The organism is Variovorax sp. 10N412, from assembly GCF_056394985.1.
The window spans coordinates 353,249-373,667 of record NZ_JBFTIO010000004.1 but is presented as its reverse complement, the minus strand read 5'-3'; the positions used below and the strand labels follow the sequence as shown (position 1 = coordinate 373,667).

The window sequence follows — 20,419 nt, the reverse complement described above, 5'->3', positions numbered from 1 at the left end:
GGCACCGGAGCTACGCCACACACCCGCACACGGCATGCGGGGGTACCGCCTATCGGGCATACCGCCGATTCCTACGCGTACTTACATTTTTCACTTGAATTCTGGAAATCACGTGACGTGGAGGCGCATTTCAATGCCGCCGCACGTGGGCGCCTGCCCCCATCAGGTATCGAAGCAACAGGTTGAGGCCATGAACAATATCTATCGAAGTCTGTGGAATTCCACGCATGGCGCCGGGGTGGCCATCGACGAGGCTTCGCGCGGTCACGCGCGGTCTTCCCGCAACATCCGCAAGGGCAGCAACCTGGGTGCGATCGCCACGGCGGCGGCACTGCTGTGCGCCGGGCCGGTCATGGCGGCAGGCGGCGCTGGCGGCCAACCTGCGGGCGTTGCGCTGCTGCATGCGGGAGCCGGAGGCAGCGACGGCAACGGCGGAAGCGGCGCGCTCAACGATGCAAGCGTCAACGCGAGCGGCGGCAACGGCGGTTCGTCGACACCCGCGGGCGTCACGGCGGGGAGCAACGCGAACACCGGCACGTTCGCCGGGGCCACGGCGGGCACGGGCGGCGCGGCGGGCACCACCAGCAACATCGTCGGCCCGGGCGCGTTCCAGGGTGCGAACGGCAGCGCCGGCCAGTCGCAGACCGGCGACGCGCTCAACGGCAATGGCTACGGCGGCGGGGGCGGTGGCGGCTTCCAGGGCGCGTCGATCCCCAACAACCTCAGCGGGTCCACCGACAGCCACACGGGCGGCGCCGGCGGCGCGGGCGGCCAGGGCTACTGGGCCGCGGGCGGCGGCGGTGCGGGCGGCTACGGCGCCCTCCTCAATGCGCCGCTGGTCAGCTACACCTCATCAGGGCCGGCCCTCGGCGGTGCCGGCGGCGCCGGCGGCGACGCCTTCTCGCAAGCCGGCGGCGGCGGCAGCGGCGGCGGCGGCTTCTTCGTGAACGCGGCCACGCAGGGGCTGGCGTTCACCAACCTGTGCACCATTGCCGGGGGTGCGGGCGGTGCCGGCGGCACCAACCTGCTGCCGAGCCAGCTCAACGCATCGGGCGGCGGCGGCGGGGCGGGCGGCATCGGTCTCACGCTGGTCGGCAGCACCATTGCCGCGCACAACGCCGGCGTGATCTCGGGCGGAGCCGGCGGCGCGGGCGGAAACGGCGGCGGTGGCGCCACCGGCACAGGCGCACCGGGCGCGGGCGGCGACGGCGGCGTGGGCCTGTCGTCCACGGGCACCGCGGCCACCATCGCCAACACCGGCAGCATCACGGGCGGTGCCGGCGGCGCGGGCGGGCTCGGCAACAACGGCGGCCCCAACGGCGCGAACGGCGCAGGCGGTGCCGGTGTGCTGGGCTCGAACCTGACGGTAACGAACACCGGCACCATCTCGGGCGGGCTGGGCGGCGACGGCGTCACCCGCGCGTCGGCCGTCGAATTCACTGCCGGCGGCAACAGTCTCACGCTGAGCCCGGGCGCTGTACTCGTCGGCGCGATTGCCATCGACCCCGGCGCCACTGCCAGCGTGATCGCCGGGGCCAACGGCCTGAGCGTGCCCAACGCACTGATCCTCGGCGGCACCGGCACCATCGACACCAACGGCAACAGCCTGAGCTGGACGGGGCCCGTCTCCGGCGCAAGCGATCTGGTGAAGGCCGGCGCGGGCGTGCTGACGGTGAGCGGCGCCAACACCAACAGCGGCGCCACCAGCGTCGCGGCCGGCACCTTGCGCGCCGGCGTGGTCAACACGTTCAGCAGCGCGAGCGCCTTCAACGTGGCCTCTGGCGCCACGCTGGACCTGGCTGGCCACAGCCAGACCGTGGCGTCGATGACCAACGCCGGCACCGTGTCGCTGCCGGGCGCGGTGGCGGGCACCACGCTCACCGTGACCGGCCCGTGGGTGGGCAACGGCGGCACGCTGCGCCTGGGCACCGTGCTGGGCAACAGCAGCAGCGTGACCGACCGGCTGGTGCTCAGCGGGGCCACCGCCATTGCCAGCGGCACCACCAACGTGCAGATCGTCAACCTGGGCGGCCTGGGCGCGCTCACCGCCGGCAACGGCATCGAGGTGATCAGCGCCATCAACGGCGCCACCACCACGGCGCAGACCACCCGCAACGCCTTCACCCTGTCGGGTGGCCACGTCGATGCCGGTGCCTTCGAGTACCGCCTGTACGCAGCCGATGCCAGCGGTGCGGGCGAGAACTGGTACCTGCGCTCGACCACCACCATCGCGCCGCCAGGCGGCGCCACTGGCGCAGACCCAGGTACGTCCACCGGCACCGGCACCCCGCTCAACGCCGGCGCGGGCACCACGGGCACAGCCGCTGCGGGGATCGTCGTTCCCACCTACCGCGCCGAAGTACCGCTCTACGCCGCGCTGCCCGAGCAGTTCCGCCAGGCCGGCCTGGCGATGCTGGGCAACCTGCACCAGCGCGTGGGCGACGACGGCCCGAGCGGCGCCAACACCGCGTCGCCGGAGCAGGGCTACCGCCAGGCCTGGGGCCGCGTCATCAGCACCGACCGCACCATCTCGCAGGCCGGCACCGTCAGCCCCACCAGCGAAGGGCGCCTCACCGGCTTCCAGGCCGGCACCGACCTGTGGGCCGACCCGAACTGGCGCGTGGGCGTGTACGTGGGCCAGCTCGACGGCGACATGCGCGTGACGGGCTTCGCCAGCGGCGTGCAGAACCTCGCCGTCGGCTCCAACGACCTGCGCAGCCAGTTCTTCGGCGCGTACGCCACCTGGAAGAACGACGGCGGCCTGTACGTCGACAGCGTGCTGCAGGCCGGGCGTCATCGCTACACGGTGTCCCCGACCCTCAGCTTCGGCAGCTCGGGCAAGGGCGACAGCCTGCTGGCCTCCGTCGAGGTCGGCCAGGCCTTCGCCATTGCGCCGAACTGGACCATCGAGCCGCAGCTGCAACTGGTGCACCAGCGCGTGAGCCTGGACGACACCGGCATCGCCGGCGCCCTGGTGCAGCAGAACAGCCACGACGGCTGGCTGCTGCGCGCGGGCGTGCGGCTCAAGGGTGAGATGGCCACCGGCGCCGGCCTGCTGCAGCCCTACGTGCGCTTCAACGTGTACCGCAGCGGCAGCGGCACGGACATCACCCGCTTCGTCGGCCCGGCTGCCTCCACCGACATCGCCACGCGCACGGGTGGCACCAGCACCGAGCTGGCGGCCGGAGGCACGCTGCAAGTCACCGAAAGCACCAGCCTGTATGCGGAGCTGGGCAAGCTGTGGGCCTCGGGCGGCGACACGCGCACGAAGGGCGGCTTGCAGGCGAGCCTGGGCGTGAAAGTGCGCTGGTGAGCGAGTGCGCTGGCAAGTGTCAGGGCAACTGCCGCAACACCGGATACGGGTTGATCGCCGTGCCTTTCCACCAGCGCTTGTCCGCATCGAGCACGAAGACGGCGAAGTGCAGGTGCGGCACGTCGGGCGGCGCATTGCCCGTCGTGCCGACATAGCCGATGACGTCGCCCCTTCGCAGCGCCATTCCCTCGCGCAGGTTCTCCGGGTACCGGTCGAGGTGGGCGTAGTAGTAGGCCAGCCGGCCGCCCGGGTCGAACTGGTAGACCGTGAGCCCGCCCGGCACGCTGGTGAACAGCTTCACCAGCTTTCCGTCGTCTACGGCGCGAACCGGCGTGCCGCGCGGCGCAAGAATATCGAGTGCCTCGTGCGAGCCGCCGGTGCGCCGGTCGGTGAAGGTGTCGTGCAGCGCGCGCCCGGCGACGCCGTCGATGGGCATCGCGATGGCACGCGCAGCCAGCAGCGCGGCGCCGTCCTCGGGCGCGGCCGCAGCACCCTGGGCCAATGCCACACCCAGGCCGGCAAGCCAGAAGCAGGCGCCCGACGTGCACGCCGCGAGCAGGCGCATCCCGAAGATCGCCCCGCGCACGGCTAGGCCCGCACCTCGACGGCGAACCCGGCTTTCGCCAGCTGCGACAGCCGCGCCGCATTCCAGTTGGTCAGGTGGATGCAGCCGTTGGTCTCTTCGTGACCGACGCGCTCGGGCGACGGCGTGCCGTGAATGCCCCAGTGCGGTTTGGAAAGCCCCATCCAGATGTTGCCCACCGGGTTGTTGGGCCCTGCCGCGACGTCGACCTTTTGTGCATCGGCCGGCACGCCCTTTTTCAGGATCGCCGGGTTGTAGGTGAACGTGGGGTTCTTCACCTCGTTGGTGATCTTCATCTTTCCCACTTCCAGCGGATCGAGCGGGCCGCCGATGCTGATCGGGAATCCCGCGAGCGGCACGCCCTTGCCGTCCAGCACGAAGAGCATGTGGTCCGCCTTGGTGATGCGGATGGACCTGGCCGCGGCCACCACGCGCGCGTCGGCGTCGGTTGCCGCACCGACCACGACGATCGAATCGCCGGCCTTGAAGCCCGAGCCCTTGTTCAGGTCCGCCAGAAGGCGCGGTGCCATGTGGAAGCGCTCCGACAGCGCTTCCCTCAGGTTCTCGTAGTCGAGCGACTTGAGCTTGGCGCGCTCGGCCATGGCGCGGGGTGTCGGGGTGAAGGGGCCTGCCACGTCCTTGTCGGTGATGGTGTAGGTCTCGAACAAGGGGGCTGCCTCCTTGGTCAGCACGCCCCAGGTCGCGGCGTCGACCTTGCCGGTGACGGAGAGACCGTTGGCCTCCTGGTAGGCCGACACCACGCGCCGCATGTTCGCGCCGAAACCGCCGTCGATCTCGCCGGGCGAAAACCACACGCGGTCCAGCAGGATCTGCGCGCGCACCACCGCGCTGCCCTTGGAACCTTGCGCGAGCACCGGGGTGCTGTTCTGCGCATTCAGTTTGTCCAGCGCATCGGACGCTTCGGGCTCGCGGGGCTTTGTCTTCGCCGACGGCCCCGCGGCCCACACCGACCACGGCGCCATTGCGGCGCACGCAGCCAAGGATGTCGCGAGGAATATGCGGCGGGTCGGGACGGTTGTACGGCTCTGCGGGCTGGTGGGCATGGCGATTCCTGTGAAAACGCGAACCGTACAGCCCCGCCAGCGCGCGCGCTGTAGTCTCAGGCAGTCATCGCATGCACGACATCGGACCACGGGCTGTGGCGACGCATCGCGCCGCCCTGCTCAGGTCTCGGCCTCCTGCAGCAGCCGCCACATCACCTTGCCGCTGCCGCTCTTGGGCAGCGCATCGACGAACTGCACCTTGCGCGGGATCTTGTAGACCGCCATGTTCTCGCGGCACCAGTCGATGATCTGCTGCTCGGTCGTGTCCTTGTGCGTGGCGCGCAGCACCACCACGGCCTTGACCGATTCGCCTCGGTAGTCGTCCTTGGTCGAGATGACGCAGGCCTCCTGGATGGCGGGGTGTCGGAACATCAGCAGCTCGACCTCGGCCGGCCACACCTTGAAGCCGCTCGCGTTGATCATGCGTTTCAGCCGGTCGGTGATGAAGAAGTAGCCCTCCTCGTCCATGCGGCCCATGTCGCCCGAGCGGAAGAAGCGCTTGCCCTCGAACTCGACGAAGGCGGCGGCCGTGGCGTCGGGGCGCTTCCAGTAGCCCTGGAACACCTCGGGGCCATGGATGATGATCTCGCCCGATTCGCCGATGGGCATTTCAACCAGCGTGTCGGGGTCGACCACGCGGGCGTCGGTGCTCATGAACGGAATGCCCAGGCACTGCTGCTTGGGGTGGTCCGACGGGTTGGTGTGGGACGGCGCGGCGGTCTCGGTGAGCCCGTAGCCCTCCTGGTACTTCAGGCCGTACTGCTCGAACAGGCGCTGCGCCACCGCCTGCGGCATGGCGGCGCCGCCGCCGCCGATGTAGTTCATGCTCGACAGGTCGTAGCTCGCGAAGTTGGGGCTGGCCATGAGGTCGATGACCATGGTCGGGATGTTGGTCCAGGCCGTGACCTTCCAGCGCGAAATGAGCCGCCCGGCCACGTCGCGGTCCCAGCGCGGCATGACGATCAGCGTGGCCGCCGCCAGCACGGCCGTGTGCATCATGCTCACCACGCCGGTGATGTGGAACATGGGCACCACGGCCAGCACCACCGCTTCGGACGTGGAGCCGCCCCACATCTGGCCGGCCACCGCGTTGTGCATCAGGCTCGAATGGTGGTGCACGCAGCCCTTGGGCAGGCCGGTGGTGCCGCTGGTGTAGGGCAGCAGCGCCATGTCGTTGGCGCCCACCACGTGCTCGGGCGGCGGGTGGTCGGCGGCCAGCGCATCGGTCCAGGCCAGCGTCTTGCCGTTGGCCAGCTCGGGCAGGGGGTGGCGGGTGGTGAGCCAGTCTTTCCAGGCAGGTGCCGGGGCGTCGTCTCCGGACGCGTCGGCGTCGAAGGCGTCGGTGAACTGGGTCACGATCATGTGCGCGAGCTGCTGCTCGGGCGGCAGCGCGTTGCTGGCCTTGGCCAGTTCGCCGGCCAGGTCGCCGGTGATGATGGCCACCTTGGCGTCGGGATCGGTGATGTAGTGCTTGAGTTCCTCGGCCCGGTTCATCGGGTTGACCGGCACCACCACGGCGTTGGCGCGCAGGATCGCGAAATGCGCGATCACCAGCTGCGGGCAGTTCTGCATGTCCAGGATCACGCGGTCGCCGCGCTTCACGCCCAGTGCATGCAGCGCACCGGCCAGGCGCTCGGCCTGGGCCGCGAAATCGCGGTAGCTGAGCACGCGGCCGAAGAACACCAGCGCGGGCTTGTCGGGGTAGCGCGCGGCCGAGGTGGCCAGGTTGTGCCAGAGCGAGGTGGCGGGGACGGTGATCGCGTGCGGGAGGCGTTTGGGCCAGAACTTGTGATGCGGGCGTTGTTGCATGGTGAGAACAGGCGGGAAAGAAGAGCGGACAGTCCGCCAGCCTAAGCCGCCGAGGCCGCGGCTCCCATCGGGGAAGCCCCCGGAGCGTCACATTGGCGACGCCCTTTTGTCTCACACTCGGCCCGTTCGCTGGGCATGCCGCATGCGCCGTGCGACTACAGACAACCGCCGCTTCAAGGGCGAAGCTGAGGCTCTCTTTTCATCCACCACCCGACTGAAGGAACCGACATGGCAGCAGACAAGCACGCAAGCGTTCACTGGGAAGGCGCCGGCAAGACCGGCAAGGGCCAGGTCAGCACCGAGACCGGCGCGCTGAAAGACTACCCCTACGGCTTCGCCAGCCGCTTCGAGGACGACAAGCGCGGCACCAACCCCGAGGAAATCGTGGGCGCGGCGCATGCCGCCTGCCTGACGATGGCCTTTGCGTTCGCGCTGGAAGCGGCAGGCCTGGCCGCCACGCGCATCGACACCAAGGCGGCCGTGCGGCTGGCCAAGGACGGCGCCGGCTTCAAGATCGACCGCATCCAGCTCGAGCTCGATGCCGCCGTGCCCGGCCTCGACGAAGCCAAGTTCCAGGAAATCGCCGCCGCCGCCAAGGCCGGCTGCCCGCTGTCGAAGGCGCTGGCGAGCGTGCCCGAAATCACGCTGAAGGCCACGCTGGCCGCCTGAGCGGGCTGCTTATGATCCTCTCCACAACAAGGAGACGGATCATGAACACCCCCATCCGGACCGCGCTCGCGGTCCTTTCTTTCGCCACGGGCGCGCTCGCCACGAACGCGCTGGCGGCCTACCCCGACAAGCCGATCAAGGTCGTCATCGGCTTCCCCGCCGGCGGGCCGCTCGACCAGCATGCGCGCCTGCTCACGGACAAGCTGCAGGCCGTGCTCGGCCAGCCGCTGATCGTCGACTACAAGCCCGGCGCGGGCGGCTCGGTGGGGGCCGACGCGGTCGCCAAGAGCCCCGCCGACGGCTACACGCTCATGCTGGCCAACACCGGCGTGGCCGTGATCAACGGGGCGCTGTACAGCAAGCTGCCCTACAACACGCAGCGCGACTTCGTGCCCATCGCGCGCACCGCCATGCAGCCGCTGGCGCTGCTGGTCACGCCTAAGCTGCCAGTGCAGAACCTCAAGCAGTTCATCGACTACGCCAAGGCGCGGCCGGGCCAGGTCAACTACGGCTCGGCCGGCAACGGCGGCATCAGCCACCTGGTGCCCGAGATGTTCAAGACCGCGACCGGCCTGTTCATGGTGCACATCCCCTACCGCGGCAGCGCGCCGGCCTTCACCGACCTGATGGGCGGGCAGGTGCAGTTCATGGCCGAGTCCATTCCGCAGGCGGCCAGCTATCACAAGCAGGGCAAGGTGCGCGCGCTGGCCGTGACCAGCCGCGAGCGCAACCCCGCCCTGCCCGACGTGCCGACCGTGATCGAGTCGGGCGTGAAGGGCTTCGAGGTGGTGGGCTTCTACGGCTTCCTGGCGCCCAAGAACACCCCCAGCGACGTGGTCGCCAGACTGAGCGACGCCTTCAGGCAGGTGCTGACCAGCCCCGAGGTGCGCGACCGCATGGTGAGCCAGGGCGCCGACCCGGCCTTCCTGGGCAGCGAAGACTTCGCGCGCTTCCTGGCGACGGAGACGCCGCGCTGGGAACAGGCGGTGAAGGCCTCGGGCGCGCGGATGGACTGACGGTTTCCGGCACTCAGCTGGGCCTGGCCGCGTGCCGCTCCAGCTGTGCGCGGCTCAGCAGTTCGATGCTGCGGTAGCGCACGCGCAGCGTGCCGTCTTCTTCCCACAGCTTCAATTGCCGGTTCACGCTCTGGCGCGACACGCCGAGCATGAACGACAGGTCTTCCTGCGACACGCCCAGAAGCGTGCCGCCCCCCTCGCCCGGCGCCTTGCCATGCGCGTCCAGCGTGAGCAGCCGGTGCGCGAGCCGCACGGGCAGCGGCATCAGGATGACGTCGTCGATCCACGCCAGCGCCTGGCGCAGCCGCAGGCACACCAGCCGCGTGAAGGCCATGTGCACGTCGGGATGCTCGGCCACCAGCCGGTGGAAGTCGGCCGCCGCGACCACCGCCATCTCGGTCGTGTCGACCGCGCAGGTGTCGTACACGCGCTCGCGCCCCACCAGCAGCGACACCTCGCCGAACCAGTGCCCGGGTTCGAGCATCGCGATCACCGCCTCGCGCCCGCCCGGCGCCACCACGCTCACGCGCAGCGATCCACCGACCACGCCGAACAGCGCATCGGGCGCCGAGCCCTTGTGAAAGAGCGATTCGCCGCGCGCCAGCGTGCGCCGGTGCGCGACCGCCAGCAGGCGCTGCTGCACGTCGCCGGCCAGGCGCATGTCGCTGTTGTGCACCGGTGAATCCGTCTCGGTGGGTCTGGAGGGCATGGGCGTGCGCGGCATCGCGGGTTTGTCCGTAGCGGCGATTGCCAACACCGGACAGTCTTGTTTCGAGGGGCTGCCGATAGTACGCAGCGAGCCCGGTGCGGCGCATTCGCAGCAACCCGAGGCCGCCCGTCATTCCCTGCCATTCCTGTCACATGGAGCACACCCCGATGAACACCCGCACCGAACTTCAAGCCCGCCGCGAGCGCCTCGTGCTCGACCACTTCGCCGACGAGACCCGGCAAGACTTCGACGCCGTGCTCGGCACCTTCCCGCACCCGCACTACGAGCTGATTCCCAGCGGCGAGGTGCACGACGGCACGGCCGACGTGCGGCAGTACTACATCGACACGCGCCGCGCCTTTCCCGACCAGCGCCACGAGATCATCCAGCTGCGGCACGCCGACGATTCGGTGATCGTGGAGTTCTGGCTGCTCGGCACGCACCGCGGCCCGTTGAAGGGCATTGCGCCCACCGGCAACAGCTTTCGCTGCCGGATGAACGCCTTCTTCATCTTCGAGGGCGACACGCTGGTGTGCGAGCGGGTGTACTTCGACACGCTGACGATGCTGCGGCAACTGCTGGTCGGCGTGCCCGCGGAGCATGTGGCGGCGCTGGTGGGCAGCCTGCTGGGCCAGCCCGCGGTCGCCCGCGCACCCGAAGCGGCCGCCGCATGACGGCCCTGCGCCCCGACGCGCTGCAAGGCCGCCACGCGATCGTGACGGGCGGCGCGCGCGGCATCGGCCTGGCCATCGCGCGGCGCTGCCTGCAAGCCGGTGCCAGCGTGGCGCTGTGGGACCTGGATGCGACGGTGCTGTCCGCAGCCTTGCACACACTGGCGCCGCTCGGCACGGCGACCTCGGCGGTGGTCGACGTGCGTCACGAAGACCAGATCGCCGGCGCGGCCTCGCAGTCGCAGGAGCGCTTCGGCGGCATCGACATCCTGGTCAACAACGCGGGCGTGCTCGGCCCGACGGTGCCGAGCTGGGCCCACACGCCTGCGCAGTGGCGCAACGTGCTCGACGTCAACCTCACGGGCGCCTGGCTGTGCTGCCGTGCGGTGGCGCCGGTGATGCTGGCGCAGCGGCGCGGGCGCATCGTCAACATCGCCTCGGTCGCGGGCAAGGAGGGCAACGGCCTCAACGCCGCCTACTCCGCGTCGAAGGCCGGGCTCATCGCGCTGACCAAGTCGCTCGGCAAGGAGCTGGCGTCCTCCGGCGTGCTGGTGAACTGCATCACGCCGTCGGCGGCCGACACCGAGGTGTTCGCGGACGTGCCCGCCGAACACCGCGAGCAACTGCGCACCGCCCTGCTCTCGCGCGTGCCGATGGGGCGCTTCGTGGAAGTGGACGAGGTGGCGGCCATGGCTGCATGGCTGGCGTCGGACGACTGTTCGTTCAGCACGGGGGCGGTGTTCGATATCTCTGGCGGGCGCTCGGTCTACTGATTCATGCCGTGCACCAAGTCGGCTCGATCGCGCCCCGACACCACACGACAAATCGAAAACAAATCTTCCAGGAGACGACCATGACCCGAGACCCCGAGCCCACCGGCTTCGCCCAGCTGACGGCATTCGACGGCGCACGCAACGCCGCCCTGCCGCAAGACCGGTTGCGCGCCATCCGCCACGGCGCCGAAGCCCTGCGCGAACAACTGCTCGACGCGCCGGCCGTGCGCTTTGCGCGCAGCTTCAACCTGCTGCGCATTCCCTATCCCGCGTGGTTCGCCTTCACCGGCGTGTACTCGCAGCAGCTGCTCAAGCCGCACATGGTGCATCTGCTGGCGCGCACCACGCTGATCCAGTACGACGACTTCGAAGGCCGGCTGCGCACCTTGCTCTTCACGCCGGCCGACTTCGAGGCCGGCAACGAAACGCCCTACTTCAAGCGCCTGAGCGAGCAGACGCCGAAGTTCCTGCACAAGACCATTGCGCCCGTCTACCAGACCGTGCCGCAGGCACTGGCCAGCTGCGGCGTGAAGCCCGAACAGGTCGACTACATCACCTACGACCACCTGCACACGCAGGACGTGCGCCGCTGGCTCGGCAGCGCGGGCACGCCCGGGCTGCTGCCGAACGCCAGGCTGCTGGTGCACCGGCAAGAGCTCGCCAACGTGCAAGGCCTGCTGCCGGTGCAGGCCGAGTGGTACTGCCCGCGCGGGCTGGACGGCGTGCCGGCCGAACGCATCGTGGGCTTCGACGGCAGCATCCAGCTGGGCCGCGGCCTGGCGCTGGTGCACACGCCGGGCCACACCGAAGGCAACCATTCGCTGGTGTACCGCACGGCGGACGGCCTGCGCGTGAGCAGCGAGAACGGGGTGTCGGCCGACAGCTGGGCGCCGCTGCAGTCGCGCCACAACGGCATCCGACGCTATGCACAGGCCACCGGGGCGGAAGTGATCCTGAACGGCAACACGCAGGAAGGCAGCAACGACCAGTACCTGTCGATGGTGCTGGAGAAAACGCTTGCGGGCACCTCGTCCGAACACGGCTTCAGCAACGTGGTGCCGTCCAGCGAATGCTCGCCGCACTGGCTGTTTCCGGGCGCGCCGACCAGCCACCTGTGGGGCGAAACGCGCTTCGGCACACCCTCGCTGGCCTGAGGTCGCCGCAACAACGACGCAAGGAGACACACCATGAACACCGCCACCCTCGAGCACACCGGGGCGCGCCCGCCGGCCTCGGCCACCGCCAGCGACGACGCCGCGCTCTTTCGCAAGATCACCTGGCGGCTGATGCCGCTGCTGTGCGCCTGCTACGTGCTCAACTACCTGGACCGCACCAACGTCGGCTATGCACAGCTGCAGATGAAGGAGCAGCTGGGCTTCAGCGACGCCGTGTTCGGCCTGGGCGCGGGCATCTTCTTCATCGGCTATGCGGTGTTCGAGATTCCCAGCAACCTGATGCTCGCGAAGATCGGCGTGCGCGCGACGCTGCTGCGCATCATGGGCCTGTGGGGGCTGGCGTCGGCGGCCATGATGTTCGCGACCACGCCCACGCAGTTCTACGTGCTTCGCTTTCTCATCGGCGTGTTCGAGGCCGGCTTCGCGCCGGGCGTGCTGTTCTACCTGACGCTGTGGTTCCCGTCGCACCGGCGCGCGCAGGCCACGGCGCTGTTCTTCATGGCCTTCGGCGCTGCGCCCATCGTGGCGGGGCCGATCGCCGGGCTCACCATGACGTACCTCGACGGCATGCTGTCGCTGCGCGGCTGGCAGTGGCTCTTTCTGCTGGAAGGCATTCCGAGCGTGCTGCTGGGCATCGCGGCCTTCCGCTGGCTGTCGAACAGCCCTTCGCAGGCCGCGTGGCTGTCCGCCCCGGAAAAGCAGCGCGTGGCGCGCCTGCTGGCCGAGGACCAGGCCGCGAACGGCGCCGCCGAGCGCCACACCTTCGGCGCGGCGATGCGCGACGCCCGGGTGTGGCTGATCGGCTTCATGTCGTTCCTGATCATCCTGGGCATCTACGCGCTCTCGTTCTGGCAGCCGACCATCCTGAAGTCGATGGGGCTCAGCGTGCTGCAGATCGGTTTCTAAGCGGTCATTCCGGCGCTGGCGGGCATCGCGGCCAACATCGCCGTGGGGCGGCATTCGGACCGGCGCAAGGAGCGCCGCTGGCACTTCGCCCTGAGCGCGGCGGTGGGCGCGGCCGGGCTGGCGCTGACCACGCTGTTCATGCACAACGCCCTGGCCGCCGTGCTGTGCCTGGCGCTGGCGTCTATGGGCATTTCCGCCGCCTTCACCGTGCTGTGGTCGGTGCCGGGCACCTTCATGTCGAAGAGCGCCGCGGCGGCGGGCATTGCGCTCATCAGCACCATCGGCGGCAGCGCGGGGCTGGTGGCGCCCATGATGGTCGGCGCGCTCAAGACCCTCACGGGCGGGTTCACGGCCAGCCTGTATGTGCTGAGCGGCGCGCTGGTGCTGTCGGCCCTGCTCATGCTCGTGGCCATGCCGGCGAGCGCGCTGGGCCGAACGACGCGCTGAGCGCACCCGTTCAAGGCCCCGGAATCGGGGCCGTGTTCCATTTCGGTGCACACATCTTGCATACCAGTTGGCACAGAAGCTGCTGATATGCAGGACCATGGCCATCTCCGCATCCGAAATCAGTGCACGCATCGTCGAAGCGGTGATGGCGCAAAAGCTCGCGCCGGGTTCGCGCCTGGGCGAGCAGCAGCTGGCCATGCTGTTCGACTGCAGCCGCACCATCGTGCGGGAGGCGCTCACCCGCCTGGCGGCGCGCGGCATCGTCACGGTGAGCGCGCGGCGCGGCTGGTTCGTCATCGAGCCCTCGCAGGACGAGGCGCGTGAAGCCTTCGAGGCCCGCCACGTCATCGAACTGGGCCTCATCCGAAGCGCGGGCCGCACCGGAAAGATCGAAAAATCCGCGCTGCGCCAACTGAAGGCGCACCTTCAGCGGGAAAAAGCCGCACTGAAAGAAAGCGACGTCGGCAACCGCAGCTTCCTGCTGGGCGACTTCCATGTCTGCCTGGCCGAATGCCTGGGCAACACGCTGCTGGCCGACACGCTGCGCGACTACACGGCGCGCACCACGCTGATTGCCATGCTCTACCAGTCCACACACGACGCGGTGCAGTCGTGCGAAGACCACGTGCAGATCGTCGCCGCGCTGGAGCGTGGCGACCACGCCGCCGCCGAGGCGCTGATGGGCGTGCACATCGGCACGGTGCAGTCGGCCCTGCGCGTGCAGGCACCCACCGACCCGCTCGCGCAGCTGCGCGACGCGCTGGCGCCGCTGCACAACACCAACGCCAACGCCGCCGCGTCACCGAAGCCCAGGCGCCGCAAGGCCGCCGGTGCCGCATCCCTTCCTTCCGATTCCGAATCCGATTCTTCGACTTACCTAGGAGCCCTGCTATGACCTTCTCTTCGTCCAAACGCCACCTCGCGCTCGCACTGGCCTCGGTCGCCATGCTGGCCGCCACGGGCGCTGCGCACGCCCAGAACGCACTCGACAACGTGCTCAAGGCCAAGACCATCAAGATCGCCGTGCCCACCGACTACCCGCCCTACGGCTCGGTCGACAAGAACATGAAGCCGCAGGGCCTGGACGTGGAAATGGCCGAGCTCATCGCCGCCAAGCTGGGCGTGAAGATCGAGCTGGTGCCCGTGACCAGCGCCAACCGCATTCCGTACCTGCAGACCAAGAAGGCCGACCTGGTCATCTCCACGCTCGGCAAGAACCCCGAGCGCGAGAAGGTGATCGACTTCTCGTCGGCCTACGCGCCCTTCTTCCAGGCGGTGTTCGCCGCCAAGAGCCTGAACATCAAGACCTTTGCCGACATGGGCGGCAAGACCGTGGCCGTGACGCGCGGCGCCATGGAAGACCAGGAACTCGCCAAGGTCGCGCCCGCCACGCTCGACTACAAGCGCTTCGAGGACAACAACGCCACCATCGCCGCCTTCGTCTCGGGCCAGACACAGACGCTGGCCGCCAGCGCCGCCGTCGCGGGCGACATGATGCAGAAGAACCCGCAGCTCAACGCCGAGTACAAGCTGCTGCTGAAAGACAGCCCCTGCTTCGTCGGCATCGCCAAGGGCGAGGACAAGCTGAAGGCCAAGGTCAACGAGATCATCGCCGCCGCGCGCAAGGACGGCACCATCGACGCAATGGCGAAGAAGTGGCTCGGCCGCACCGCCGGCGACCTGCCGGTCTGATCGACCGACGCGGCCATGAACATCGAATTCGACTTCGGAGCGGTGCTCGCCGAATGGCCGCTGCTGCTGCGCGGCGTGGCGTGGACCATCGGCCTCACGGCCGTGGGCACCGTGCTGGGCATGATCGTGGGCACCTTCTGTGCCTGGGCCCGCTCGGGCGGCCCGCGCTGGCTGCGGCTCGTCGTGGGCACCTATGTGGAGCTGATCCGCAACACGCCCTTCATCGTGCAGCTGTTCTTCATCTTCTTCGGGCTGCCGGCCGCGGGCGTCAAGCTCTCGCCGGAGGTGGCCTCGGTGATCGCGATGGTGATGAACCTGGGCGCCTACTCCACCGAGATCATCCGCGCCGGCATCGAGGCCACGCCCAAGGGGCAGATCGAGGCGGCCGTGAGCCTGGCGCTGAGCAAGGCGCAGGTGTTCCTGCGCGTGGTGCTGCCGCCGGCACTGAAGAAGGTGTGGCCCGCCATGGTGAGCCAGATCATCATCGTGATGCTGGGCTCGGCGGTGTGCGGGCAGATCTCCACCGAGGAGCTGAGCTACGCGGCCAACCTCATTCAAAGCCGCAACTTCCGCGCGTTCGAGGCCTTCATCATCGCCACGCTGATCTACCTGGCGCTGTCGGTCGCGCTGCGCCGGCTGCTCGACTGGGCCGGGCCGAAGTTCTTCTTCGGCCGCTGACCGACTGCACACCGGAGCCCCGTCACCATGTCTGATTTTTCTCTCTGGGACATCCTGCGCAACCTGCTGCTGGCGCTGCGCTGGACCGTCGTGCTTTCGCTCATTGCCTTCATCGGCGGCGGCATCGTGGGCGGGCTGCTGCTGTTCCTGCGGCTGCGCGGCGGCAAGATCGCGAACAAGGCCGTGGGCCTGTACGTGCAGCTCTTCCAGGGCACGCCGCTGCTGATGCAGCTGTTCCTGGCCTACTTCGGCATTGCGCTGTTCGGCATCGACGTGTCGGCGTGGACCGCGGCGAGCGTGGCGCTCACGCTCTACACCAGCGCGTTCCTCACCGAGATCTGGCGCGGCTGCGTGGCCTCGATCCCGAAAGGCCAGTGGGAAGCCTCGGGCAGCCTGGCCCTGAGCTTCGGCGAGCAGATGCGCCACGTGGTGCTGCCGCAGGCCGTGAAGATCGCCATTGCGCCCACGGTCGGCTTCCTGGTGCAGGTCATCAAGGGCACGGCGCTGGCGTCGGTGATCGGCTTCGTCGAACTCACCAAGGCCGGCAGCATGATTTCGAACGCCACCTTCAAGCCCTTCGTGGTGTTCAGCTGCGTGGCCCTGCTTTATTTCGTGCTGTGCTTCCCCGTGAGCCTGTACGCCAAGACCCTCGAGAGGAAAACCCATGGCCGCCGTGCTTGAACCGCAACAACCCGCCACCTCGGTGGGCGCCCCCATCGTGCGCATCACCGCGCTGCGCAAGTCCTACGGCACCAACGAGGTGCTCAAGGGCATCGACCTGGAGGTCAAGCGCGGCGAGGTGATCGCCATCATCGGCAAGAGCGGCTCGGGCAAGAGCACGCTGCTGCGCTGCATCAACGGGCTGGAGGTGTTCCAGGAAGGCGCGCTCACGGTCGACGGCAAGCCGCTGCTGCACGAGAGCGCCATGGCCATGCGCGAGCTGCGCCAGCGCGTGGGCATGATCTTCCAGAGCTTCAACCTGTTCCCGCACCTCACCGTCGGCAAGAACGTGATGCTCGCGCCCACGCTGGTGAAGAAGCGCGGCAGCCTGGAAGCCGCCTCGCAGGCGCGCAAGCTGCTCGAGCGCGTGGGCCTGGCCGAGAAGTTCGACGCCATGCCCGAACAACTGTCGGGCGGCCAGCAGCAACGCGTGGCCATCGCCCGCGCGCTGGCGATGGAGCCGGCCGTGCTGCTGTGCGACGAAATCACATCGGCGCTGGACCCCGAGCTGGTGGGCGAGGTGCTGCGCGTGGTGGAGTCGCTGGCCGACGAAGGCATGACGCTGTTGATGGTCACGCACGAGATGAGCTTCGCGCGCAAGGTCAGCGACCGCGTGATCTTCATGCACCAGGGCCGCGTGCACGAAATGGGGCCGCCGGCGGATGTGTTCGGCAACCCGCAGACGGCGGAGCTCAAGCAGTTCCTGTCGTCGCTGCATGACTGAGGCGGCCGCGTTGGGCTATCCTCGGCCCATGGCCTGCCTGCACACCGCGTCGATGATTCGCCCCTTTCGAAAGATGGTGGGTTAGCGCGCGGTTCCACAAGTACACGCCACACGACCCGCCCCACGAGGCGGGTTTTTTCGTTTCCTGGGGTTCTTTTCCAAACCGACTCACCAGGAGATGACATTGCAATCGCCCACACCCACACCCACCCCCGTGCTTCACATGGTCTGCGGCAAGATCGGCGCCGGCAAATCGACGCTCACGCGGCAGCTCGCCGAAGCGCCCGCCACCGTGCTGATCAGCGAGGACACCTGGCTCGCCGCGCTGTACCCCGGCGAGATCCGCGAACTGCCTGACTACGTTCGAGCGTCGGGCCGGCTGAAGAAGGTCATGGCGGACCACGTCTGCGCCCTGCTGCGTGCCGGCGTGTCCGTGGTGCTCGACTTTCCCGCCAACACCGTGAGCGGCAGAAGCTGGATGCGCGGCATCTTCGAGGCGGCCGGCGTGGCCCACCGGCTGCACTTTCTGGACGTGCCCGACGCGGTCTGCAAGGAGCGACTGCGTGCGCGAAATGCCAGTGGGGAACACCCCTTCGAAACGACGGACGCACAGTTCGACCTGATCACCAGCCACTTCGCTCCCCCGTCCGAGGCTGAAGGGTTCGAGGTGGTGCAGCACGGTTGAAACGCTTTGCGTTGTGCGATGCGTTGTGCGAAGGGCGGCTGTTCAGGGCGGCCGTTGATCGGGGCGCACCCGCAGCGTGTCCAGTGCACAGGGCGTCGGGTGCTCCCCGCAGCGAAATAAAGGAGGAGGCCGCAGGCCGGGGGACATTCGCGGAGGGGAGCACCCGGCGGCCTGTGCACTCGCCCTGAACAGCAGCGCCCAGAACAACGGCAGCAAGAACACAAGCCCCACTCGAACGCAGCGGCCAGCAACAGTCATCGGTATGCTCGAACCAGATGCAAATAGAACAAGCCCGCCCCGAAGAAGCCGCCACCGTCGCGGCTGTTTTGAACGAAGCCGCGCAGTGGATCGCCGCCGAAGGCCGTCCGCTGTGGTCGGCTGTCGACGTTGCGCTCGAACGCATCCAGCGTGACACCGACGCCGGCGGCTACTTCATCGCGCGCAAGAACGGCGAGGTGGCCGGCGTCGTGCGGCTCGACCTTGAAGACACCTACTTCTGGCCCGAGATCGAAAGCGGCAGCTCGCTGTACGTGCACAAGCTCGCGGTACGCCGGGCGTGGGCGGGCCACGGTGTGCCGGTGCAGCTGCTGGACTTCGCCCTGGAGCGCGCACGCAGCCTGGGCCGCCCTTTTCTGCGGCTGGACTGCGTGGCCGACCGCGCCCCGCTGCGCGCGCTGTACGAGCGCTTCGGCTTCTCGCTGCACAGCGTGATCCACAAGGCCGAACGGGGCTTCGCGCGCTACGAGCTTGCGGCAAGCCCGCTCGGCAACTGACTCCGGCGACACGCACACACCCCACACCCGCGCCATGCAATTCAAGTGGATGGAAGACTTCATCGTGCTGGCGCAAACGCGCAGCTTCACCCGCGCGGCCGAGCTGCGCCATGTGACGCACCCCGCCTTCGGCCGCCGCATCCGCGCGCTGGAGTCGTGGGCGGGCACGGCACTGGTGGAGCACGGCAGTTCGCCCGTGGCGCTGACGCCCGCGGGCGAGAGCTTCCTGGAAAACGCCAGCCAGATGGTGCGCGGCGTGGAGAGCTCGCGCGAAGAGATGCAAAGCGTGGCCGGCCGCCAGGCCCGCACCGTCACGGTCGTGACCGGCCGCACGCTCGCTCGTACCGTGATGGCCGACTGGCTGGTGCGGCTGCAGCCCGTGCTGCGCGGCGGCGAGGTGCGCGTGCTGACCGGCGCACTGGCCGAGACGGTGCGCATGCTCGAACACAACGAGGTCGACTTTTCGCTGATCTTTCATCACTCCGCGCTCACCTTTCGGCTCGACGGTCGGCAGTTCTCGCACGTCACCGTGGCGTCCGACAAGCTGGTGCCGGTGTCGCGCGCCGACGCGCAGGGGCAGCCTACGCACAGCTTCGACGCACCGGGCGACGTGCCGTTTCTTTCCTACGTGCGCACGTTGGCCATGGGGCGCCTGGTGGAAGACCTGCTCGCCAACAACCCCCAGGCGCCGCGCCTGAAGCGCCGCATCGAATGCGATTCGGCCGACGCGCTGTACGAATACGTGCTGCGCGGCCTGGGCGTGGCATGGCTGCCGTGGTCGATGGTGCAGGCCGACTGCAAGGCCGGCCTGCTGGTGCCCGTGGGCGGGCGGCGCATGGAAGTGCACTTCGAGGTGCGGATGTACCGCCCCAAGCGCCGGCTGGGCCCGCTGGCCGAGGACGTGTGGCGCGCCATGGCGGCGCGCTGACCGGAGCCCAATCGGCACGGATCGGTGCCAGCATGGCACCACCAAGCGGGGTGCGGCTTCGCAGAATTCGCGGACTCACTACAACAACGAGGCCACGATGCGACTTTCCCGTGCTTTCTCTTCCTGTCTTGCCCTGGCCCTGTGCAGCCTGGCCGCATCGGCCAGCGCGCCCGCCTTTGCCGACACCTACCCCGCCAGGCCCATCACGCTCGTGGTCGGCTACCCGCCGGGCGGCTCGACCGACCTGACCGGGCGCGCGCTGGGCGTGGAGCTGTCGCACCGCCTGGGCGTGCCGGTGATCGTGGACAACATCGGCGGCGCCGGTGGCGCCATCGGCGCGCAGAAGGTGGCCAATGCGGCACCCGACGGCTACACGCTGCTGCTGGGCGCCAACAACGAGATCGCCATCACCAGGCTGGTGAACGCCAGCGTGCGCTACGAGCCGAAGGACTTCACAGCCATCGGCCTGGTCGCCTCGCAGCCGCTGGTGCTGGTGGCCACGCCGGCATCGGGCGTGAAGAACGCGGGCGAACTGCTCGCGCTGCTGAAGAAGAACCCCGGCAAGTACAGCTACGGCAGCTCGGGCGTGGGCACCTCGCTGCACCTGGCCGGCGAAATGCTCAAGCAGCAGGGCGGCGTGGCCATGACGCACGTGCCCTACCGCGGCGTGGCGCCGCTCACCAACGACCTGATGGGCGGCAACATCGACTTCGGCATGTTCGTGCTGTCCAGCGCCCTGCCCTACATCCGCAGCGGCAAGCTGGTGGCGCTGGGCACCACCGAGGCCAAGCGCTCCGCCATCACGCCCGACCTGCCCGCGCTGAATGAAACCCCGGCGCTCAAGAACATGGACATCGGCGTGTGGTTCGCGCTGATGGGCCCGGCCAGGCTGCCCGAGCCGGTGCTGGCGCGCCTGAAGAAGGCGCTGGACGAGACGCTGCAATCGCCCGACTTCCGCAGGAAGATGGAAGCGACCAGCTCGGTCGTCCCACTGGCACCGTTGGACATCGACCGCTTCCTCGTCACCGAAACCAGCAAATACCGCAACATCGTGCAATTCGCCAACATCAAGGAATGAGCTTGT

General features: G+C 68.9%; 19 protein-coding genes and 1 pseudogene. 16 read left to right on the top strand and 4 right to left on the bottom strand.

Annotation, left to right across the window (positions count from 1 at the left end):
• Positions 1-190: 190 nt before the first annotated feature.
• Entirely contained in the window at positions 191-3,313 is a 3,123-nt protein-coding gene (locus tag AC1DJH_RS13700; protein ID WP_478186057.1) for an autotransporter family protein, read from the top strand.
• A gap of 19 nt (positions 3,314-3,332) precedes the next feature.
• Here AC1DJH_RS13700 and AC1DJH_RS13695 read toward each other — a convergent pair whose 3' ends face one another.
• The 3 genes from AC1DJH_RS13695 to AC1DJH_RS13685 form a co-directional block, all read right to left on the bottom strand.
• On the bottom strand, positions 3,333-3,878 hold the full coding sequence (locus AC1DJH_RS13695) for a M23 family metallopeptidase (RefSeq protein WP_478186056.1): 546 nt from the start codon (positions 3,876-3,878) through the stop codon (positions 3,333-3,335).
• 23 nt (positions 3,879-3,901) lie between these two features.
• Complete coding sequence (locus AC1DJH_RS13690) at positions 3,902-4,897, bottom strand: L,D-transpeptidase family protein (RefSeq protein WP_478186055.1); 996 nt, start codon at positions 4,895-4,897, stop codon at positions 3,902-3,904.
• 183 nt (positions 4,898-5,080) lie between these two features.
• A complete protein-coding gene (locus AC1DJH_RS13685) occupies positions 5,081-6,769 on the bottom strand; it encodes a long-chain fatty acid--CoA ligase (protein ID WP_478186054.1) in 1,689 nt (562 codons plus the stop codon).
• Positions 6,770-6,997: 228 nt separating this feature from the next.
• Here AC1DJH_RS13685 and AC1DJH_RS13680 point away from each other — a divergent pair, with 228 nt between their 5' ends.
• Complete coding sequence (locus AC1DJH_RS13680) at positions 6,998-7,438, top strand: OsmC family protein (RefSeq protein WP_435436432.1); 441 nt, start codon at positions 6,998-7,000, stop codon at positions 7,436-7,438.
• Positions 7,439-7,479: 41 nt separating this feature from the next.
• Entirely contained in the window at positions 7,480-8,454 is a 975-nt protein-coding gene (locus tag AC1DJH_RS13675; protein ID WP_435484415.1) for a Bug family tripartite tricarboxylate transporter substrate binding protein, read from the top strand.
• Positions 8,455-8,467: 13 nt separating this feature from the next.
• On the opposite strand, the gene AC1DJH_RS13670 is transcribed toward AC1DJH_RS13675, so the two are convergent.
• Entirely contained in the window at positions 8,468-9,163 is a 696-nt protein-coding gene (locus AC1DJH_RS13670; RefSeq protein ID WP_435484416.1) for a Crp/Fnr family transcriptional regulator, read from the bottom strand.
• 167 nt (positions 9,164-9,330) lie between these two features.
• On the opposite strand from AC1DJH_RS13670, the gene AC1DJH_RS13665 reads away from it, so the two are divergent.
• The 13 genes and pseudogenes from AC1DJH_RS13665 to AC1DJH_RS13605 all read left to right on the top strand — a co-directional run bounded on the left by AC1DJH_RS13665 (position 9,331) and on the right by AC1DJH_RS13605 (position 20,413).
• Positions 9,331-9,837 carry an ester cyclase gene (locus AC1DJH_RS13665; protein ID WP_478186053.1) on the top strand — a complete coding sequence of 169 codons (507 nt, stop codon included), beginning with the start codon at positions 9,331-9,333 and terminating at the stop codon, positions 9,835-9,837.
• Positions 9,834-10,607: an SDR family NAD(P)-dependent oxidoreductase gene (locus tag AC1DJH_RS13660; protein ID WP_478186052.1), complete on the top strand. Its 774-nt coding sequence runs from the start codon at positions 9,834-9,836 to the stop codon at positions 10,605-10,607. The genes AC1DJH_RS13665 and AC1DJH_RS13660 overlap by 4 nt, the downstream gene beginning before the upstream one ends.
• Before the next feature lie 80 nt (positions 10,608-10,687).
• Positions 10,688-11,761, top strand: coding sequence for an MBL fold metallo-hydrolase (locus AC1DJH_RS13655; RefSeq protein ID WP_478186051.1), 1,074 nt, complete (start codon positions 10,688-10,690; stop codon positions 11,759-11,761).
• A 33-nt stretch (positions 11,762-11,794) separates the two neighbouring features.
• Positions 11,795-13,135 (top strand): annotated as a pseudogene (locus AC1DJH_RS13650) (MFS transporter).
• 97 nt (positions 13,136-13,232) lie between these two features.
• Complete coding sequence (locus tag AC1DJH_RS13645) at positions 13,233-14,030, top strand: GntR family transcriptional regulator (protein ID WP_478186050.1); 798 nt, start codon at positions 13,233-13,235, stop codon at positions 14,028-14,030.
• A complete protein-coding gene (locus AC1DJH_RS13640) occupies positions 14,027-14,827 on the top strand; it encodes a transporter substrate-binding domain-containing protein (protein ID WP_435484422.1) in 801 nt (266 codons plus the stop codon). The genes AC1DJH_RS13645 and AC1DJH_RS13640 overlap by 4 nt, the downstream gene beginning before the upstream one ends.
• A gap of 15 nt (positions 14,828-14,842) precedes the next feature.
• Complete coding sequence (locus AC1DJH_RS13635; protein ID WP_435436423.1) at positions 14,843-15,505, top strand: amino acid ABC transporter permease; 663 nt, start codon at positions 14,843-14,845, stop codon at positions 15,503-15,505.
• Between the two features lie 27 nt (positions 15,506-15,532).
• Entirely contained in the window at positions 15,533-16,186 is a 654-nt protein-coding gene (locus AC1DJH_RS13630; protein ID WP_435436422.1) for an amino acid ABC transporter permease, read from the top strand.
• The gene (locus AC1DJH_RS13625; protein WP_435436421.1) at positions 16,170-16,949 is read left to right on the top strand and encodes an amino acid ABC transporter ATP-binding protein; all 780 of its coding nucleotides are present in this window, start codon (positions 16,170-16,172) and stop codon (positions 16,947-16,949) included. The genes AC1DJH_RS13630 and AC1DJH_RS13625 overlap by 17 nt, the downstream gene beginning before the upstream one ends.
• Before the next feature lie 178 nt (positions 16,950-17,127).
• Positions 17,128-17,634 carry a P-loop nucleotide/nucleoside kinase family protein gene (locus AC1DJH_RS13620; protein ID WP_478186049.1) on the top strand — a complete coding sequence of 169 codons (507 nt, stop codon included), beginning with the start codon at positions 17,128-17,130 and terminating at the stop codon, positions 17,632-17,634.
• A 275-nt stretch (positions 17,635-17,909) separates the two neighbouring features.
• Positions 17,910-18,407, top strand: coding sequence for a GNAT family N-acetyltransferase (locus AC1DJH_RS13615; protein WP_478186048.1), 498 nt, complete (start codon positions 17,910-17,912; stop codon positions 18,405-18,407).
• A 34-nt stretch (positions 18,408-18,441) separates the two neighbouring features.
• A complete protein-coding gene (locus tag AC1DJH_RS13610) occupies positions 18,442-19,335 on the top strand; it encodes a LysR family transcriptional regulator (protein WP_435484425.1) in 894 nt (297 codons plus the stop codon).
• A 97-nt stretch (positions 19,336-19,432) separates the two neighbouring features.
• The gene (locus AC1DJH_RS13605) at positions 19,433-20,413 is read left to right on the top strand and encodes a Bug family tripartite tricarboxylate transporter substrate binding protein (RefSeq protein WP_478186047.1); all 981 of its coding nucleotides are present in this window, start codon (positions 19,433-19,435) and stop codon (positions 20,411-20,413) included.
• Positions 20,414-20,419 lie beyond the last annotated feature (6 nt).

What these genes read in the sequence shown, in the direction of transcription:
- AC1DJH_RS13655 (WP_478186051.1), top strand. Translation starts at nt 10,688, where the DNA reads ATGACCCGAGACCCCGAGCCCACCGGCTTCGCCCAGCTGACGGCATTC.
- AC1DJH_RS13665 (WP_478186053.1), top strand. Translation starts at nt 9,331, where the DNA reads ATGAACACCCGCACCGAACTTCAAGCCCGCCGCGAGCGCCTCGTGCTC.
- AC1DJH_RS13675 (WP_435484415.1), top strand. Translation starts at nt 7,480, where the DNA reads ATGAACACCCCCATCCGGACCGCGCTCGCGGTCCTTTCTTTCGCCACG.
- AC1DJH_RS13635 (WP_435436423.1), top strand. Translation starts at nt 14,843, where the DNA reads ATGAACATCGAATTCGACTTCGGAGCGGTGCTCGCCGAATGGCCGCTG.
- AC1DJH_RS13680 (WP_435436432.1), top strand. Translation starts at nt 6,998, where the DNA reads ATGGCAGCAGACAAGCACGCAAGCGTTCACTGGGAAGGCGCCGGCAAG.
- AC1DJH_RS13685 (WP_478186054.1), bottom strand. Translation starts at nt 6,769, where the DNA reads ATGCAACAACGCCCGCATCACAAGTTCTGGCCCAAACGCCTCCCGCAC.
- AC1DJH_RS13640 (WP_435484422.1), top strand. Translation starts at nt 14,027, where the DNA reads ATGACCTTCTCTTCGTCCAAACGCCACCTCGCGCTCGCACTGGCCTCG.
- AC1DJH_RS13620 (WP_478186049.1), top strand. Translation starts at nt 17,128, where the DNA reads ATGACATTGCAATCGCCCACACCCACACCCACCCCCGTGCTTCACATG.
- AC1DJH_RS13660 (WP_478186052.1), top strand. Translation starts at nt 9,834, where the DNA reads ATGACGGCCCTGCGCCCCGACGCGCTGCAAGGCCGCCACGCGATCGTG.
- AC1DJH_RS13670 (WP_435484416.1), bottom strand. Translation starts at nt 9,163, where the DNA reads ATGCCCTCCAGACCCACCGAGACGGATTCACCGGTGCACAACAGCGAC.
- AC1DJH_RS13645 (WP_478186050.1), top strand. Translation starts at nt 13,233, where the DNA reads ATGGCCATCTCCGCATCCGAAATCAGTGCACGCATCGTCGAAGCGGTG.
- AC1DJH_RS13615 (WP_478186048.1), top strand. Translation starts at nt 17,910, where the DNA reads ATGCAAATAGAACAAGCCCGCCCCGAAGAAGCCGCCACCGTCGCGGCT.
- AC1DJH_RS13695 (WP_478186056.1), bottom strand. Translation starts at nt 3,878, where the DNA reads ATGCGCCTGCTCGCGGCGTGCACGTCGGGCGCCTGCTTCTGGCTTGCC.
- AC1DJH_RS13625 (WP_435436421.1), top strand. Translation starts at nt 16,170, where the DNA reads ATGGCCGCCGTGCTTGAACCGCAACAACCCGCCACCTCGGTGGGCGCC.
- AC1DJH_RS13610 (WP_435484425.1), top strand. Translation starts at nt 18,442, where the DNA reads ATGCAATTCAAGTGGATGGAAGACTTCATCGTGCTGGCGCAAACGCGC.
- AC1DJH_RS13630 (WP_435436422.1), top strand. Translation starts at nt 15,533, where the DNA reads ATGTCTGATTTTTCTCTCTGGGACATCCTGCGCAACCTGCTGCTGGCG.
- AC1DJH_RS13605 (WP_478186047.1), top strand. Translation starts at nt 19,433, where the DNA reads ATGCGACTTTCCCGTGCTTTCTCTTCCTGTCTTGCCCTGGCCCTGTGC.
- AC1DJH_RS13700 (WP_478186057.1), top strand. Translation starts at nt 191, where the DNA reads ATGAACAATATCTATCGAAGTCTGTGGAATTCCACGCATGGCGCCGGG.